Annotated in this window: 12 protein-coding genes; 4 read left to right on the plus strand and 8 right to left on the minus strand. The window is 43.4% G+C overall.

What is annotated here, in order from left to right; genetic code table 11:
* Window positions 1-7: 7 nt before the first annotated feature.
* From Q5H80_RS06855 to Q5H80_RS06865, 3 genes are all read right to left on the minus strand, one after another.
* Window positions 8-1,669: a 4Fe-4S dicluster domain-containing protein gene (locus Q5H80_RS06855; protein ID WP_304569342.1), complete on the minus strand. Its 1,662-nt coding sequence runs from the start codon at window positions 1,667-1,669 to the stop codon at window positions 8-10.
* Between the two features lie 302 nt (window positions 1,670-1,971).
* Window positions 1,972-2,652, minus strand: coding sequence for a DUF3306 domain-containing protein (locus Q5H80_RS06860; protein ID WP_304569343.1), 681 nt, complete (start codon window positions 2,650-2,652; stop codon window positions 1,972-1,974).
* A complete protein-coding gene (locus Q5H80_RS06865; protein ID WP_304569344.1) occupies window positions 2,642-3,106 on the minus strand; it encodes a DUF3305 domain-containing protein in 465 nt (154 codons plus the stop codon). Before Q5H80_RS06865 ends, Q5H80_RS06860 begins: the two co-directional genes overlap by 11 nt.
* A 369-nt stretch (window positions 3,107-3,475) precedes the next feature.
* Between Q5H80_RS06865 and fdhD the strand changes: the two genes are divergently transcribed.
* A complete protein-coding gene (gene fdhD, locus Q5H80_RS06870) occupies window positions 3,476-4,306 on the plus strand; it encodes a formate dehydrogenase accessory sulfurtransferase FdhD (RefSeq protein ID WP_304569345.1) in 831 nt (276 codons plus the stop codon).
* Window positions 4,307-4,468: 162 nt separating this feature from the next.
* On the opposite strand, the gene Q5H80_RS06875 is transcribed toward fdhD, so the two are convergent.
* The 3 genes from Q5H80_RS06875 to Q5H80_RS06885 form a co-directional block, all read right to left on the minus strand.
* Complete coding sequence (locus Q5H80_RS06875; RefSeq protein ID WP_304569346.1) at window positions 4,469-6,049, minus strand: phosphoethanolamine transferase; 1,581 nt, start codon at window positions 6,047-6,049, stop codon at window positions 4,469-4,471.
* On the minus strand, window positions 6,036-6,776 hold the full coding sequence (locus tag Q5H80_RS06880) for a glycerophosphodiester phosphodiesterase (RefSeq protein WP_304569347.1): 741 nt from the start codon (window positions 6,774-6,776) through the stop codon (window positions 6,036-6,038). The genes Q5H80_RS06875 and Q5H80_RS06880 overlap by 14 nt, the downstream gene beginning before the upstream one ends.
* A gap of 342 nt (window positions 6,777-7,118) precedes the next feature.
* Window positions 7,119-8,702, minus strand: coding sequence for an ABC-F family ATPase (locus tag Q5H80_RS06885; RefSeq protein WP_304569348.1), 1,584 nt, complete (start codon window positions 8,700-8,702; stop codon window positions 7,119-7,121).
* Window positions 8,703-9,153: 451 nt separating this feature from the next.
* Between Q5H80_RS06885 and Q5H80_RS06890 the strand changes: the two genes are divergently transcribed.
* Together Q5H80_RS06890 and Q5H80_RS06895 are read left to right on the plus strand one after the other, a co-directional pair.
* On the plus strand, window positions 9,154-11,499 hold the full coding sequence (locus Q5H80_RS06890) for an ATP-binding protein (protein WP_304569349.1): 2,346 nt from the start codon (window positions 9,154-9,156) through the stop codon (window positions 11,497-11,499).
* Window position 11,500: 1 nt separating this feature from the next.
* The gene (locus Q5H80_RS06895; RefSeq protein ID WP_009846738.1) at window positions 11,501-12,388 is read left to right on the plus strand and encodes a mechanosensitive ion channel family protein; all 888 of its coding nucleotides are present in this window, start codon (window positions 11,501-11,503) and stop codon (window positions 12,386-12,388) included.
* Window positions 12,389-12,534: 146 nt separating this feature from the next.
* Here the strand turns inward: Q5H80_RS06895 and Q5H80_RS06900 are convergent, their stop codons facing one another.
* Both Q5H80_RS06900 and Q5H80_RS06905 read right to left on the minus strand, forming a co-directional pair.
* Window positions 12,535-14,562, minus strand: coding sequence for a cache domain-containing protein (locus Q5H80_RS06900; protein WP_304569350.1), 2,028 nt, complete (start codon window positions 14,560-14,562; stop codon window positions 12,535-12,537).
* Window positions 14,552-16,015 carry a sigma-54 dependent transcriptional regulator gene (locus Q5H80_RS06905; protein ID WP_304569351.1) on the minus strand — a complete coding sequence of 488 codons (1,464 nt, stop codon included), beginning with the start codon at window positions 16,013-16,015 and terminating at the stop codon, window positions 14,552-14,554. Before Q5H80_RS06905 ends, Q5H80_RS06900 begins: the two co-directional genes overlap by 11 nt.
* A gap of 303 nt (window positions 16,016-16,318) precedes the next feature.
* Between Q5H80_RS06905 and Q5H80_RS06910 the strand changes: the two genes are divergently transcribed.
* Window positions 16,319-17,125: a substrate-binding domain-containing protein gene (locus Q5H80_RS06910; protein WP_135385037.1), complete on the plus strand. Its 807-nt coding sequence runs from the start codon at window positions 16,319-16,321 to the stop codon at window positions 17,123-17,125.
* The last annotated feature ends 142 nt before the right edge of the window (window positions 17,126-17,267 follow it).

Raw genomic sequence — 17,267 nt, forward strand, 5'->3', positions numbered from 1 at the left:
CCAACTCCTAGTATTTCAATTGATTCAATGGGTCTTGAGCCATTGAGTCGAACATGTCTACTACACGACAGTCTTCACACATCGCAATACGATTAATCGCAGTTTCATCTGAAAAATGAGAGTGACCGCGTAACTTGTTCTGTAGCATGTCAATCATAGACTGTGGTGCGAATGGCTTATGACAACGTAAACATTCCGCGGCTTTCTCTTCATGAATCACAACCGCTTGTTGACGTTCTTCTTTCACCCAATTCATTCGAGGAGTCAGAGTGAGAACATTCTCAGGACACGCCTTTTCACACAGACCACATTGAATACAGTCTTGTTCTACAAACTTAAGTGATGGAGAAGCACCGTCGGTATGAAGAGCACGTGTAGGACAAACCGCAACACAACTCATACACAAAGTACAATCTTTGCTTTCACACGAAACCGTGCCATATGGTGCATTCGAAGGAAGCTCAACAACGTTTTCAACCGGAATACGAGATGAAGACATCGCATCAAGTGCTGTGAATAGGCGTTGACGTTTATTGCCTTGAAGATCGCCAAGTGCAAGATCGAACGAATCAACGCACAGTGTTGGAGGCCCTTCACGTAGAGATTCTAAATACAGGATATCGATGGTTTCTTTTGGAACACCGATTTGGTCGAGTAATTCTTGAGCAATCCCGACTTCGTTATTCAGAACACGAATGATCGTCTCTGGCATAAAACGAGAAGCAGCAAACAGAACCTGAGTTGCGCCATTCACTAGCGCTGCAAACCAAGTATCAATACCAATAGAAGGCAATTCTTCAACGACAACCGGAATCACGTTATCTGGTAGCGCTTTAAGAGCCATCACGTTGTAAGTTTCATGACGTGAGCTACAGATAAGTACGATTGGATCCAGGCCGCCTGCTTGCTCGTAATTCGCTAGCGTACGTTCAATGAACTTTTGGGTATCGTCAGGATTTGGAAGCGCATAGGTAATCGCTTCTGTAGGACAGCTTGTTGCACAAGTCCCAACGCCTTGACATAGGTAAGGGTTAATCTCGATCTTGTGACCTGTTTTGTCTGAGCCTTCACTTGATAGTGCGCCAGCAGGACAAGCATCAACACAACGTTCACAGCCTTTTACGCCACGAGAACTGTGTGCACAAAGGTCAGTGTCTAGACGGAAAAACTTAGGCTTATCAAAAGTACCCATTAGCGTTGGAATCTCTTCCAGTGCTTCCGCCAGTTTTGGATAGCCTCGTCCTACTGGGTAATAACCAGGAACAGGCACTTCTTCTGTCATGCAGCTGTTCAGGCAAAGGTCTAAAACAACATCGAAACAATCGTGATTAATTGCGACTTTCGCTAGGTTGCTTGATGTGCCTTTACTCTCAATCACGACTTCAAACGTGCCGAGGAAACCCGATACTTGAACCGAATTCGCGAAGTACAGTTCTGGGTTTGTGCCCTTTTCGCCGTCTGTTGACAATAAGGTTAAGCTTGTTAATTGAGGTAATTGCGCCGCAGCACTTTCAATGATCGCAGTTGGACCAATAACAAGTGTATTACCGCCGCTTTCGTAGCTAACAGTAGGTGGAATCAGATTTGTTAACTCTACTGTATTTTCAAATGCATACAGTCTCGCTTTAGCGTTATTTGAAGTTGCTTGTTCTAATAATTGTTTAAGCATTGCTCAGTTCCATCTATGGACATGGATAATCTGTTCAACCTTCATTGTAGTAAGCGATAGAGAACTTGCTGAGTAATCCGTTAACAACTAACCCTTTAGCTAGTGGGCCATTCGTTAGACCATGAACTCGTCTATCTACAAAAAAGTTGATAATGAACGTTATTTAGCAAATGCCATGCCAATTTAATAAGCCTTATATATCAGCAACTTAATGCTTTGTAGCGTTTATTGCACGTATAAAAAAACCGCTTGGGACATTTTGTCGCAAGCGGTTCATTGAGTGTTTAGTCAAAATGTACCTATTATTTGTGTGGTATATTTTGTCCCATCTCTTTCAGATCAGCTTCGTCTGACATTGTAGCGCCATTACCCGGAACTGTGTTTTTATACAGTTCTTTTTCTTCCCCCGCAATTTCGTCACTTTCACTGAGTTCTGATTCGGTCTCTTTGGCTTCATTAATAGAGTCATCAACCTCATCAATCAAAGTTTCTTCTTCATTATCAGCGACTTGAACAGGCTCGCTTACTGTGTCTTCTTCTGTCTTGTCTTTTACCCAATCGCGAAGAGTTTCGGCAACACCTTCAGAGAGAGTCTTCAAATTGCTGTAATCGTCGTCGTAATCGTCCAAGCCATCACGCACGTTAAACTCCTCTGATAGGAATAGTTTACGTAATGCGGCTTTTTTTACGCTTTCTGAAGCTTCTGACACCAATAATTGAGCAACAGACAAATCTTCAGTGGCTTCTGGTACGGGATCTTGAACGTCAGCAGCATGAGTTTCTTGATTGCTTTCTAAAAACTCATTTTCTACATCTCCACTGTCTAGTGAATCTGAAGTTTCTGCGTCTATAACTGAACTCGAAAACGAAGCCTCTGAGGAGGTAAGATCAGTGTCTTCTCGCGTTTGTTCTGATTCCAATAGTTCATCGGTAGATTCATCAAGCTTTCGCTGAGACCAACGGCTAAAAAAGTTAGTTGCCATTAGATCTACCCGCGCCTTTGCGTTTTTTACGTCTTGTTTCTAATAACTCGCCATGACGACCGATGAACGCTTCCATCCAAGCTTGTACTGGTAATGGAATGTCGTAGGAAAGTACTTGGTTGTCACCGTCCATGTATTGCCCTGCAACGGTTTGTGAAGCCGTAAGTAACTGAATGACGGGCTTAACATCAGAATCGACATTATCCATTACTAAGAAAAGCTTAGGTTGCTGAGAGCTTAGGTTGAATCGATAGTCTGTACGTTCATCTTTATGTAATTGAAGTAAACATACGTCTTGGGTTTCGTCTTCTGGTGACAGTTCAAAACCGGTCAATTCCCATTGCGTTGTAACCCAGATACCCGTTTTGATCTCTTTTTCTATTCTTTGGACACCGATTGGCCAAGCTGCTTCTGTTTTTTCATATTGTTCTTTGAATTCTTTTATCTCAGACATACTTCACCCAATTGATTTTCTTTGCTCTGAATGCAGTTAGGACATTTTGTACTGCGTGCAATCATATACACTCTGTAAAGCAATAAACACGCCAATACAGGTTAACTGCAATAGCGCATTTATAGCGTTCGTTATCAAGTTGTCACTTAACGTTAGTCGATACTGGTTATTTCAGGCAACTCCACTCGGTGAACTCCCATATTTTGCGCTATTTTAATCAAATGCTTCATGTTTTCCTGAATACCCGTTATTTTGGAATAAGATTTGCTTTAAGCATGAGTTAAAGAATCGATGAACAAGATCGGCGTTAGACCCTCTTGTTAACTTCTTATCTCTTAAAATCGCTATCTCATTAACTAGGAAACGACTGTGGTAAAACCAAACATAATAAAAACCAGTGAGAACCCACTTCAGACAATCGAAGTTGAAGTGTTTGATGAATATGGTGAGAAGCTAACCAAACAGATCGCTTGCGAACGCCCTCTTACCGTCATGTTGAACTGGAAAGAGATCGTAACCCTGATGACACTCGGCTCGCGCCCTGAATCTTTAGTCTTGGGTTATTTGAAGAACCAAAGCTTCCTTTCCGACCCTGAAGCGGTTGAATCTATCATCATCGATTGGGAAACCAGCTCTGCTGCGGTTATCACCCAAGAAGACACGAGCCAACTTGAGCAAGCGCTTAAGAAGAAGACAGTGACCTCGGGCTGTGGTCAAGGCACCATGTACGGCAACGTGATGAAGCAGTTGGAAGATTACCAAGTGCCTCAAAACAAGATTAAGCAATCTGAAATCTACACTGCGCTTGAAGCGTTGACGCATTACAATGACACCTATAAAAAAGCTGGAGCAGTACACGGTTGCGCGGTTTGCAAAGACGACAAGGTTCTATCGTTTGTTGAAGATGTTGGCCGACACAATGCCGTTGATACATTGGCTGGTGAGATGTGGCTTAACAAAGAGTCAGGTGAAGATAAGATTTTTTACACTACAGGCCGCCTGACTTCTGAAATGGTCATCAAAGTCGCACAGATGGGTATCCCAGTTCTGCTATCACGCTCTGGTGTAACGCAAATGGGGCTAGATTTGGCTCAGAAGTTCGGCATCACCACCATTGCTCGTGCTAAAGGTTTACGCTTCCAAGTGTTCACCGGTGCAGACAAGATTGATTTTGATGTGAAAGGCAGCGAAAAAAATTGATAACTTCGTAACAGACAGGCTCGGTTTCGACAAACTCAATGGATATCGTGGGTGATAGGACCTTCTCTCACTCACGTGTTGTTTCTTCCGAGTACAAAGCGCTAACCTCTCACGCCAATAAATCGCCCAATACTTGAGTTGTCGCGGTCATTAGCTTGTTGGTCATAAAACGGGGACTTGTGACGTCCTTGTACTCATATTTGAATCCAAATACTTAACCTCTTCTGAGATTAATTTTCCATCGCAATAATTGTCTTTTTGTAACTCCAATGCCGTAATACCTGACCATTCTGAAAATAGGCATTCGAAGTAGAACAGAGAAACTGGGTGGTCGTTTGGAATTTCGATTGAATTGTCTTTTGTCATAAACAATGGCACTTTTAGCGACTCAATATCCGGCGGGGTTCTGACATCGTGCTTCAATGCCATATCTCCTTCGGGGTGCCCCAACCCGTGATCAGAAAAGAATAAGTACTTTCCTCCATTGTCGCTAACCAGATGAATGAGTTTGGCTTGCCAATAGTCAGTATAAAGAACGCTGTTGTCATACTCATCAAGGTCTTGATTGTCTGATTCAAAGACAGAAAAGTTTTCGTCATAACGATCCGAAAACGCCATGTGTGATCCGTAGAAATGGAGAATGATGAGCTTCTTAACTCCGGGTTGTGAAAGTGTTTGCTTTAACTTTCCATATAATACGTCATCGAGCTGACTGCCACCTTCATCTTGCGCGGTGAAATAAGTATGATCAGCCTGTTTTGCCAAACTTGTAATCGAGAAGTCCCATTGCCCAAACTCCGCCTGATTTGATAACCAAAAAGTCTCGTAACCTGCATCATTTGCTAGATGAATCACTGATTTGGAAAGGTCAGGTAGCACATCTGTTTTTGTCATTGCCGCTGGTATCGAACTCCAAGTGTTCGCTCCTGCCGCATAAGTATTATAGTGAATTGTCAGTTGAGACTGTATTGAAGAAAGCTGTGGAGTCGTATTTCGTGAATATCCATAGAGCTCCATGTTCCCTGAACGTAGTGATTCACCTATGCCGATGACTAAAATGTCTGTAGCCTCTGGTTTTGAAGACACTTCTGACCACGAGCTAGTAAGCTCCACCTGCATATTGAGTAAGTTGATAGAATCTACTACTGCGATAGCGCTCTCAAAGGGAGGAAATCTTAAAGAGAGCTTATGAAACGTGTATTCAACGGCACTGAATGCCTCAGAATTACCTCGTGATGTTCCTTTGTCTATGTAATCTTCGTAGAACGCATCGCTATAAACGCCTGGTATCTTGATCAAAAATGGAATGAGTAGATAAGCCCCTCCCACACCAGCCATCAATACCCCCCAAATTTTGGGCCCGGTAAAGGTAAATAACGTGAGAATAATGCAAATGACCACTGCGAAGAGAACTTCAAAAAAGTGTTGAGAGGCAAAGCTCGCTGATTCATTAATTGGCGCGTTAATAACACTCATGACTATGCTGATGGTAAGCGAAGATTGATAGCTCAATTGAACAAAAAACTCGATGCTGACTATGAGCGCGAATATAAATCGAACGGTGTTAGAAAATGATAAACCACGTAAAATACCATAGAGCAGCATTGATAGAAGAACAGTGTGAACACTTCCTTTGAGAGGCGCTGATACTAGCTTATCTGTATTCAAAACTGCCGCGATAATCAAAAAGCAAACAATGCCAATTATGTGAAAAACATGATTCCTAGGGCTATTTATTGTCATCAATACATCCTTGTGGCGTGCCATATAGCGCTAAATCCGTTAGGACTACTCTCACATTGTTTTTTTCAAACAGTGAGGAAATTGTTGCTGAGTCATTAACGGTGAATAATAAAGTCGGGATTGTAGGAAGCTGGATTTGAAAGCGGCTTGAATAATTGACGATATCAGTTGATATCATCGTAAATTGGCCTAAAAGGTACTTAACTTTTATTTTAAAGGTATGAATGAGATACGATAATTGGCTCAAATCGTTTGGTAGTGCGATCCAATAACTGGTCTGAAAACCCTGTTGTGTAAACGAACTTAATGCACGGTCATCCACGGATTCAACAAGCAATTCAGACTTACTAACGACCGTTTGAGAAAGCAGTTCTAGCTTTTCTAGGGCTCTCGACCTCTCATTGGGGTTAAGTTGGTATAGGTTTTTGAAATCCAACCAATAGAAATGGCCGTCTCCAAATTCAGTGAAAACTTCTTCGAGGGTTAATACTTCCGAGTTCACAACATCAATAACCGGATCATGACTGACAATAAATTGAAAAGATTCGCTGTGAAAATGGACATCAAGCTCCACTCCAGTAGCTCCGTGTTTAAAGGCTGAAGAGAACGCAGAAATGCTATTCTCCTGCTCTATGGTCGTTAAACCTCTATGTGCCCACACTTGCTGGCATGCATTTAACGCCTGATGACCATTCGCTTTTATGAGGAATGCAATATGGACAATCATAGGAGTCAATACCATCATTATAATCGCGATGGCTAATCCGTACTTTACCGGTACACTCGTTCGAAAGTTCAATCATTTTCCCCGCCAAATCCGTAGCTTATATAAATATAGGCAAACTATTGCAGATTGTTAGTTATCAGCCCTTTAAATTTAAACTATCTACTTAACTTAAAAGATAACAGCCGTGAAATGAATCGACTCTATTATTCAATTGGTCGTATTTTTACGGTATGCCAAAAATCACACATAAAAAAACGCCTTTATTATTTCTAATAAAGGCGTCTAAATTTAGGTTTGTAAGTCAGCTACTAGGTTTAACTAGACGGCATCTACCGCATGAAATTAACCGCGGGCTTTCAAGAACTCAGCGTAAGTACCGCGGAAATCGTTGATCTTGCCATCTTTGATTTCAAGGATACGAGTTGCAAGCGAGTCTACGAATACACGGTCGTGAGATACGAAGAACAATGTGCCTTTGTAGTTCTCAAGTGCCAAGTTAAGCGCTTCGATAGACTCCATATCCATGTGGTTTGTTGGTTCATCCATTAGAAGGATGTTTGGTTTATGCATCATGATCTTACCAAGAAGCATACGACCTTGCTCACCACCAGAGATAACCTTTACAGATTTCTTAATGTCGTCTTGACCAAACAGCATACGACCTAGGAAGCCACGAACAACTTGCTCGTCTTCGCCTTCTTGACGCCATTGGCTCATCCAATCAAACAGGTTCATGTCAGTCTCGAAATCGTGTGCGTGATCTTGAGCGTAGTAACCGATGTTTGAGTTCTCAGACCACTTGTACTCACCAGTGCGTGGCTCTAGAGCACCTGCTAGTGTGTTAAGTAGCGTTGTTTTACCTACACCGTTTTCACCAATGATAGCAACACGCTCACCCACTTCGAAGATACCGTCGAACTTGTTGTATAGATCTTCTTCAAAACCTTGAGATAGGTTTTCTATCACAAGTGCGTTACGGAATAGCTCTTTAGACTGCTCGAAACGGATGAATGGGTTTTGGCGGCTAGACGCTTTAACTTCGTCTAGTTGGATCTTATCGATCTGCTTAGCACGAGACGTTGCTTGCTTCGCTTTAGATGCGTTAGCCGAGAAACGAGATACGAACGTTTGAAGTTCAGCAATTTGTGCTTTCTTCTTAGCGTTGTCAGACAGTAGACGCTCACGAGCTTGAGTCGCTGCCGTCATGTACTCATCGTAGTTACCAGGGAATAGACGAAGTTCGCCGTAATCAAGGTCAGCCATGTGTGTACAAACAGAGTTTAGGAAGTGACGGTCGTGCGAAATGATGATCATTGTGCAGTTACGTTGGTTTAGCGTATCTTCCAACCACTTGATGGTATCCATGTCCAGGTTGTTCGTTGGTTCGTCAAGAAGCATGATATGCGGGTCTGCAAACAGTACTTGAGACAATAGAACACGAAGTTTCCAACCTGGAGCTACTTCGCTCATCAGACCGAAGTGCATAGATTCTTCAATACCTACCGCAAGAAGAAGCTCACCCGCTTTCGCTTCTGCCATGTAACCGTCCATTTCAGCAAACTGAACTTCAAGGTCAGCCACTTTCATGCCGTCTTCTTCGCTCATTTCAGGCAAAGAGTAAATACGGTCACGCTCTTGCTTAATAGCCCAAAGCTCTTTGTGACCCATGATAACCGTGTCGATTACCGTGAATTCTTCGTAAGCAAATTGGTCTTGGTTTAGTTTAGCTACGCGCTCGTTTGGATCGTAGCTTACGTTACCAGCACTTGGCTCAAGTTCACCAGATAGGATCTTCATGAACGTCGATTTACCACAGCCATTCGCGCCGATTAAACCGTAGCGGTTGCCTTCGCCGAACTTAACTGAAATATTTTCGAAAAGTGGCTTAGCGCCGAATTGTTGGGTGATATTTGCTGTGGAGATCAATGCCGTTACCTTTTTAATGTGAAAAACGCCGCAACGTTACTTGTTCGGGGCTTTAACTGCAAGTCTTGATTGCAATTACCCGCTATTAAGTGAGTGATAACCTAACCAAATCATAGTTTGAGCTGGCTCACACTTTTGATTTTCTATTTATCGACGAAAAGCCGCTGATTTTCAGGAAAAACAAAATATCAAACAGCGCCCTAAAATGGGAGAGATATAACGTCCCAAATCATGCCGACCATTGAATCTATCGTATGCTGATTAGTTACGGCAAAAGCAACCCGATCAAAGCAACAACAGACATAGGCAAGACTAGCCTAATCCCTGACAATTTCATGACAAAATCGATCGAAACAGGAATAAAGTACTCGCCCCCGATACGGGGTTGGGTTTCACAAAGTAAGATTATCTAACTATAGTAATCCTAACCTCATAATTCTAAGAGACTTTTATGCGTTCACTATCGCGCTTCTTAATCCTCACTTTGGCCATTCTCTCATGGCCTAGTCATGCCAACTTGGAATATGACTTACAATCTCAGCCGCAGGTATCCGATTCTGCTGTTGACCTCGATGCTCGAATTGATTCGTTACCCGACCCCCTCTTTATGGAGCCGTCGGACCGACGCCGAGTTAATATCTTGTTAGCTGAAGTTCTGCGAGTTCAAAAGCAGGAAATCAAAATCTTCGAGCAGCAGATACAAGCTTATAGAGATAACAACGACGTCGATCAATGGTTTGAGGTTCAAACCAGTTACGTCACTTTGAATAGCTTAAACGTCAGTAAACAACGCCTTCTAGAACAGACGAACTCTGCGAACAAAGAGCGCTTAACCGGTTTTGGTCCTTATGGTGTTACCCAGTTTAAGCAAGAATGGGAATTGACCAAGCTCAATATTGAGTATCTTGCATACTTCCAAATCCGAAGCTTCAAGGCGTTAGTTAACGATATCTTTATTTCGCCCGTGCCTGTGATTGGTGCGTCGTTAAAAGTGTTGTTCATCTATTTCGGTTTAGTGTGGTGGCTTGCTAACAGCACTCGCTTAATTGAGTTGTTTCGAATTAACTTTCTTGAAGCGAAAATGACCCCTCCTTTTCTGGTTCGTGTGATTTGGTACATCAGCCGCGCTGAAAGTGCGATTGCTTGGCTAATTGCCATCACATTGTCATTGAGAGTGCTTTCTAGTATCCCTAGTCTGCAACATTTGATTTTCCTGGAGATCTTCACGTGGTGGATTCTAGGTGGTTCGATTGCCATCAGCTTTATTTTGGAATTTGCCTACCGTTTGGGTCGTACATCCAATCAAGAAGTGATCGCGCTGCGCCTATCGACTATCCGCCGTTACGTGTGGAGCTTCATTGTGGCGGGTGTGATTCTGCAAATATCAAGTATTACGCTAGGCAAAGGCACGATTTATAGTTGGATATATAGCGCCCTGTTTTTCTGGTTTGTATTGGTTACGGTTTCAGTGCTCAGGTTATGGAGAGCGAAGGTCTTCGATACACTTCAACACATTTCTGAACGTCCGGTATGGGTGAATTGGGCGGTAAACCGAAAGGATACGTTGTTACTTAATATATTGGCGACAGCCATTGGTATCGTGTGGCTGAGCGTTTACAACTTCCAACACCGAATTATGGCCCTTCTGTCTAACTACACGCTGTTTAGCCAAGCTTTGGCGTATCTGTTTAGAATCGAAGTGGCTAAGCAGTCAGATCTTGATAAGAATCAGCAAAACTTGGTTCGAATCAAAGGCGACCAAACGTATGAATACATTCTGCCGGGTAATATAGACAGTACGTTAATTGACTATGCCGGTGACGAGGTTAAGCAACTGTCTCGCTACTTGATGTCAGACAGCCCGGCTATCTGTATTGTTTCAGGCGAGCGTGGTGTGGGCGCGACAACGCTGCTTTATACCTTGCTGCACAAAGTATTTAACGCTGAGCCCGTATATGTAAGCTGCCCTTACGCTGGTTACCAAGAGCTGTTGGCACATCTAGCCGTGAGCATAGGCTTAGAAGAAGAAGCGACTGAAATTCAAATATTAGCGCACCTTCGTAAGAGCAATATCACTTACCTTATCGCGATTGATAACGCACAACGACTGGTGAAACCAATGGTCGGTGGCCTGTCTGATTTGATTCGTTTGACCAACCTTCTGCGTCGTTCTAAAAAGAACCACCGTGTCGTGATATCGATCGCCAAATCAAGTTGGCGATTTGTGGATAGGGCGCGTGGTGAGCGTCTGCTGTTTGATTTGGTGTGCTTCCTTCCGCGTTGGACAGAGAAACAAGTGGGTGAACTTCTAAATAGCCGTATCAATACGGCTCTTGAGAAGCCGTTGTCTTTTGATGGCTTAGTAGTCCCTAAACAGTGGGACCAAGATGATATGAGTGAAGAAGAACGCGCACGCCAAGGTTTCTATCGAATTTTGTGGCACTACTCTGATGGCAACCCTACCGTTGCGCTGCGTTTCTTCCGACTTTCTTTGAACCGAAATAAAGAGACAGATCAAGCGGTAGTACGTTTATTCCATGTCCCTGAAGCGCAGGAACTAGAGAATATGCCTAAACCTATGTTGGCTGTACTTCGTTCTATCGTACAACTGGAAATCGCTTCTCCGGAAGTGTTGTCTGAATGTACACAGCTGAGCACTGCAGAGATAACGGGGATTCTACGTTACTTTGAAAGCCGTGGTTATATTGGTTGGCATGAAGAAAAGGCTCGAATTTCCGAGCACTGGTTTCGCCACATTACTAACGTTCTTGATCGTCAACATCTACTGGTGAAGTAAAATGAAGAAGTTATTTATCCTACTATTTGTTGGCTTGGCAAGTGCTGTCAGTTTCCCGACCTTTGCGACGGAAGAGTTAGCTAACGTAGAAAACATCTCTAAGATAGCGAGCTTGGTGCGATGGAGCGGCGTGTTCTTCTCCATGATCGTTATTGCCGCAATGTGGTTGTTGCTTAAGTTTATCAATTCGTTGGTGACCAGTTTTGGTAGTCAGTTCGTGCAATATCGAATGCTGCTACAAAAGCTGCAATCGTTTACTCAGTTCTTTATCTACGTGAGCACCGGTCTTATCGTGTTCATGATGAGCTTTAGAATCAACGACCAAATCTTAGCTTTGATTGGTGGTACCCTCGCCGTGTCGGTCGGCTTTGCGCTTAAAGACTTGGCAGCATCGTTTATCGCCGGCATCACTGTGATGATTGACAGACCCTTTCAGGTTGGTGACCGCGTCACGTTCGAAGGCAACTACGGCGACATCATCACCATTGGTTTACGTTCGGTACGAATGAGAACCCTGAACGATGACATCATTACCATTCCGAACAATAAGTTCTTAAATGAAGTGACCACCAGTGGTAACTATGGCGCATTGGATATGCAAGTGGTGATTCCGTTTTACGTCGGTATGAATGAAGACATCACCCTAGCCCGCGACCTGATTCAAGAAGCTGCGTCTTCAAGTCGTTACATACACTTGCCAAAGCCAGTAACGGTTCTGGTTAAACAGACGATTACGGATAACTACTTAGCGATACAGTTAACTTGTAAGGCTTACGTCGTAGACACGGCGTATGAGAAGTTATTTGAAACCGACATTACCTTACGTGTGATGAAAGAGTTTAAAAAGCACAACATCAACCCGCCGAAAATATCAGTGGCGGCACATTAAGCTTAACGCTTTTCATGTTTTGAACGCTTGCAATCGTTTGAAATGGCTTGTATTCATTTCAAATGATTAGTCATAAATAAAAACACCTCCGAACTTGCCTTAAGTGCGGAGGTGTTTTTTTATGATCTTTATGATTCAAACTTTGATTAAAGGTTAGACACTAATAACTGCGGTGTGGCTTTTTGCTGAAGATAGATACTAAAGCGACTTCCTTTACCGACTTCGGATTCAACTCGTATTTCGCCGCCCGTTTGGCTCAAAATACTTTGAGAAACGGACAAACCTAAGCCTGTGCCGTCTCTTTTGGTGGTATAGAAAGGCGAGAATATACGTTTCAGTTGCTCTTCTTTAATACCACAGCCTTCATCTTGGACATGAACAATAGCCCCATGAGACACGCCGTTTTCAACCCAATCTTCACTCGAGATAGTCAATGTGCCCTGTCCGTCCATCGCGTGAATCGCGTTCATTTGCAGGTTCACTAGAATTTGCAGCAATTGGTTTCGGTTCACTTCGACTGAGGTTTTAGCATTCAATTGCGAGACATACACAATGCCTTTCTTTTTTGCACCTGTTTTTACGAGCGTAATACTTTCATCGACAATTGGATTGATATGTTGCCAAGTGATTTCGTCCTGTACACCACCGTGTCGGCTATATTGAAGCAGGCTTCGTGTGATATTTCGGATTCGGTCAATCTGCTCCATAATGGCGTGGACTTCTTCGTCTACACGGCCCACTTCATCGCCGAGTTCAAACTTCATTAGCTCAACGTTACCAAGAATTACTGCAGTCGGGTTATTGATTTCATGGGCAATACCTGCGGTTAACTCACCTAACGCTGCTAATTTTTCGTTGACCACCAGCTTATCTCTAGCTTGATTGAGAAGCTGGATGTGCAATTCGAGTTCTTCAGTTTTCTCTTTCAAACTGGCGGTACGAGAATGAACCTTACATTCGAGTTCAGACGCCGCTTGTTGAATCTCTTGATTACGCTCGTGGAGCAGATCTAACATTTTGTCGAACTGTTTCGCAAGCAACGTAAGTTCGTGTTGATCATCCAAACCCAACGTACCGATTCGCTTGTCTTGCCCCATTTGGACTAGCTTTACAACTTTATGGATGCGTTCAATTGGGTTGAAAAGATCGCGTGCACCACGGTGTACGATCAAACCTGAAGCTAACAGCAGCAGTATGATGGTGATGCTGATTTCACCAAGGTTAGTCAGATACGTCTCTACGAGTGGCCAGATTAGATAGCCGGTATAAAGCATGCCAATAACGTTATCAAACTGGTCGTGGATTGGTTGGTAAGCGGTGATGTACCAAGCGTCGTAAACATATGCTCGGTCTAACCACTTTTGCCCTTGATTCAATACTTTTGAATGAACCTCATGAGAAACGCGAGTACCAATTGCGCGCCCTGCACTGTCTTCACTGTTTAATGGCACATTAGTACTTACACGCAGATCATCAAGGAATACGGTAACCGTGCCAATGCGGCGATTAAAACCGTCACGTTGCGGATAGATCAAGTTGCTGATCTGATCGACTAACTGTGTGCTGTTATTAAGGAGGATCCCGCCATCAAGAAAACCAATAACGTGATCATTCTTGTCTCGAATTGACACAACGGTGCGGCTAACTAAACCCCGAGTTTCAACGTTTTGATTATTGAGCATTGGGACTTCGGCTTGCCTTGCAAGGTTTTGGTCTAACTCGTTGAGTTCATTTTGGCTCAATACACTAAAGAACGATTCTTTGTGTGTCAGGTCGAGGTATTCACGCTTTTTCCCTATGCTCTCAACACTTCTCCAGCGCAAAAAGTCGAGCTTATAGCGAGATTTGTTTTCAGAAACCCAACGTGTAAGCTCTTCCTTTGAAATATCACTCGTAAGTTTAATTCGAAAGTTATAAGACTCAGCGAATGCTTGAACGTTATAGGCCTGTTGATTTTGAATTAGATGGATACTGTTGTCGGCAACATCCAAACGCTCATCAACATCGATCAAAGCCCCCTGCCACGTATAATGAACAGACCAATACAAAGTGATCGCAACAAGAGCGCATAAAGTTAATATGATCGGCGCTGACGTCAAAAATAACAGACGATAGCGCACCATGGTTTTGAACCGGAACGTCCATTTTGACCACCAGTGACGTCTAATCGGCATATTCAGAGCCTTCTGTGTTCCAATCTTTATATTTACGCTCTAGCGTTTTCCGTGCAACGCCGAGGTCTCTCGCCGCTGCGGATTTATTACCATCATGAAAGCTAACCAATTGCTCTATGTGAGATTTTTCTACTTCTTTGAGTGTCCAAGTATTCGGGTAACCTTCTGCAGCGTCTACGTTATTCAAGTTTGGTATTTCCGCCCCATGTGACACCGTCACTGAAATGCTAGTGGGTGCAGGATCGCCATTAATTTCGCGCCAATAGTGTGCTGGTGGCTTGTCTAAAAGAATGCATCTTTCGACTAGGTTCTTGAGTTCGCGAATATTTCCCGGCCATTCGTATTCATTCATCGCCAAAATATCTTCATGCGCCCAGTTTGGGACCGGTACACTAAGTTCACTCGCTAAAAGACGAGTAAAATGCGGAACAAGCTCTATTAGATCTGATGGACGTTCTCTCAATGGCACAACATCGATTTTAAGCACATTGAGTCGGTAGAATAGATCGCGACGGAAGTGCCCTTTTTCGACCTCTTGTTGAAGGTTTCGGTTAGTCGCCGCCACTACTCGTACGTCAACGGCAATTTCTTTCTCGCTACCGACTGGACGAATAGTGCGTTGCTCTAACACACGCAACAGCGCTGCTTGCATTGGTAGTGGCATTTCACCTATTTCATCAAGGAATAAGGTGCCACCACTTGCGACTCTGAATAGACCTTCACGGTTTTTCTTCGCGCCGGTAAATGCGCCAGAGGTATGCCCGAATAGTTCACTTTCTAGAAGTTCTGGGGCGATTGCGCCACAGTTGATTGGTACAAATGGCCCTGTACGTTTACTGGCTTCATGTACACCACGTGCAACTAGCTCTTTACCTGTACCTGACTCACCTTCTACAAGAACTGATGCTCGAGAGGGGGCAAATTGACTGATCAGCAATTTAAGCTGTTTGGTTTTATCTGAGTTACCGATTAACTCGGTCTTGATATGACGGCTAACATCACGCTTCAATGCGTATTGCATTCTTTGATCAAGGCGCTTATCCATACAACGTAGTACAGCTTGTATCATTTGTTCTAAATTGAAAGGTTTAAGAATGAAGTCTGAAGCGCCAAGCTTAAGCGCGGATATGGTCATCTCTAGATCGGCATAGCCAGTCATGAAAATAACATCGGCACGTTTGTCGTTGTCGTTAAACGCCTCTTCCCACTCAATACCAGAGCGTCCTGGCAGGTTGATATCAAGAACAATGAGATCAAAGTGCTCACTCGAACGCAGTATTTCAGCTTCTTCGACGGATCCTGCACTCGATACCTTGCCAAAGAACTTACCCAGAGCCTTCTTTAGAATAGCCTGCATCCCGACTTCATCGTCCACGACCAAGACGGAAAACGCTTGATATTGGGTCAATGTGTTTGGGTTGAGGTTCGATGCAGGTGAACTAGGTAAAGACATAATGATTAGCCGATGGGGAAAGTTGGGACAGAGTGTACCAATTAACCTTTTGGGCGACAGGGACAATGTGCGACATTTTGTCCTAGCTCATATTTTAATGCATTTTTTTCGCCCAAATGACGCAGTTTTGTTCGAGATAACAGCAATTTAATGAGACCTGATGCACTATTTATTGGCATTAAGATTGCTTATTAGGTGTAGATTCCTAATTACAACAATTAGCGTCTTATGCACATGCCCTTCTTTGAGTCCTTTTTAAATAAAGGCATGTCATTCATTTATAACAGAATGGACATAATAATAATGAAAGCAATTCCCCTAACTATTGCAGCTCTATCTATCGTCAGTTACACGGCTAGCAGCGCGGAAGACACCACTCATATCAAATTGGCGACAACCACAAGTACCTACCACTCTGGCTTACTGGACTACTTACTGCCTGAGTTCGAAAAGGATTCTGGTATCAAGGTTGATGTTCTCGCTGCGGGTACTGGTAAATCACTTCGCATGGGTGAAAACGGTGACGTTGATTTGGTAATGACTCACGCACCAAAGGCTGAAGCGAATTTCGTTGAAAAAGGTTACGGCGTTTTACCTCGTAAGCTGATGTACAACGATTTTGTTATCGTTGGCCCACAAAGCGACCCTGCGAAGATTGAATCTCAAAAAGCAGTAGCTGATGTGTTCAAAGCAATCGCGAACAACAACGTGACGTTTGTTTCTCGTGGGGACGACTCCGGTACTCATAAGAAAGAGATGGGTATTTGGGCACAAACTAAGATGGAGCCAAACTTCGGCGGCTATCGCAGCGTTGGTCAAGGAATGGGCCCAACTCTAAACATGGCGTCTGAAATGCAAGGCTACACCATGACAGACCGTGGTACTTGGTTGGCTTACCAAAACAAACTTGACCTTAAAGTTTTGTTCCAAGGCGACAAGAACCTATTTAACCCTTACCAAGTGATTCTTGTTAACCCAGAACGCTACCCAAGCATCAATTACCAAGCAGCGAAAGTATTCAGTGATTGGTTGGTTAACCCTAAAGGCCAAAAACTGATCAACGACTTTAAGCTGCACGGCAAACAGCTGTTTGTTGCAAGTGCAGAATAGTTTGTTGTAAGAAATGAGTCGTGGGTTGTAAGTAAAGCGTAGTGTTGAAGGTTTAACCCTAACCAATTAGCGCTACGCTTTACTAAACAGTCAACGAGACTACCTAAACAATTACGTTTAAAAACCGTCTTGCTTTAAAGGC

Source organism: Vibrio sp. SNU_ST1 (assembly GCF_030563405.1).
GTDB lineage: Bacteria > Pseudomonadota > Gammaproteobacteria > Enterobacterales > Vibrionaceae > Vibrio.

Coding starts and splice junctions, on each gene's coding strand:
- Q5H80_RS06855 (WP_304569342.1), bottom strand. CDS start 1,669: ATGCTTAAACAATTATTAGAACAAGCAACTTCAAATAACGCTAAAGCG.
- Q5H80_RS06860 (WP_304569343.1), bottom strand. CDS start 2,652: ATGGCAACTAACTTTTTTAGCCGTTGGTCTCAGCGAAAGCTTGATGAA.
- Q5H80_RS06865 (WP_304569344.1), bottom strand. CDS start 3,106: ATGTCTGAGATAAAAGAATTCAAAGAACAATATGAAAAAACAGAAGCA.
- Q5H80_RS06875 (WP_304569346.1), bottom strand. CDS start 6,049: ATGACAATAAATAGCCCTAGGAATCATGTTTTTCACATAATTGGCATT.
- Q5H80_RS06880 (WP_304569347.1), bottom strand. CDS start 6,776: ATGATTGTCCATATTGCATTCCTCATAAAAGCGAATGGTCATCAGGCG.
- Q5H80_RS06890 (WP_304569349.1), top strand. CDS start 9,154: ATGCGTTCACTATCGCGCTTCTTAATCCTCACTTTGGCCATTCTCTCA.
- Q5H80_RS06895 (WP_009846738.1), top strand. CDS start 11,501: ATGAAGAAGTTATTTATCCTACTATTTGTTGGCTTGGCAAGTGCTGTC.
- Q5H80_RS06900 (WP_304569350.1), bottom strand. CDS start 14,562: ATGCCGATTAGACGTCACTGGTGGTCAAAATGGACGTTCCGGTTCAAA.
- Q5H80_RS06905 (WP_304569351.1), bottom strand. CDS start 16,015: ATGTCTTTACCTAGTTCACCTGCATCGAACCTCAACCCAAACACATTG.
- Q5H80_RS06910 (WP_135385037.1), top strand. CDS start 16,319: ATGAAAGCAATTCCCCTAACTATTGCAGCTCTATCTATCGTCAGTTAC.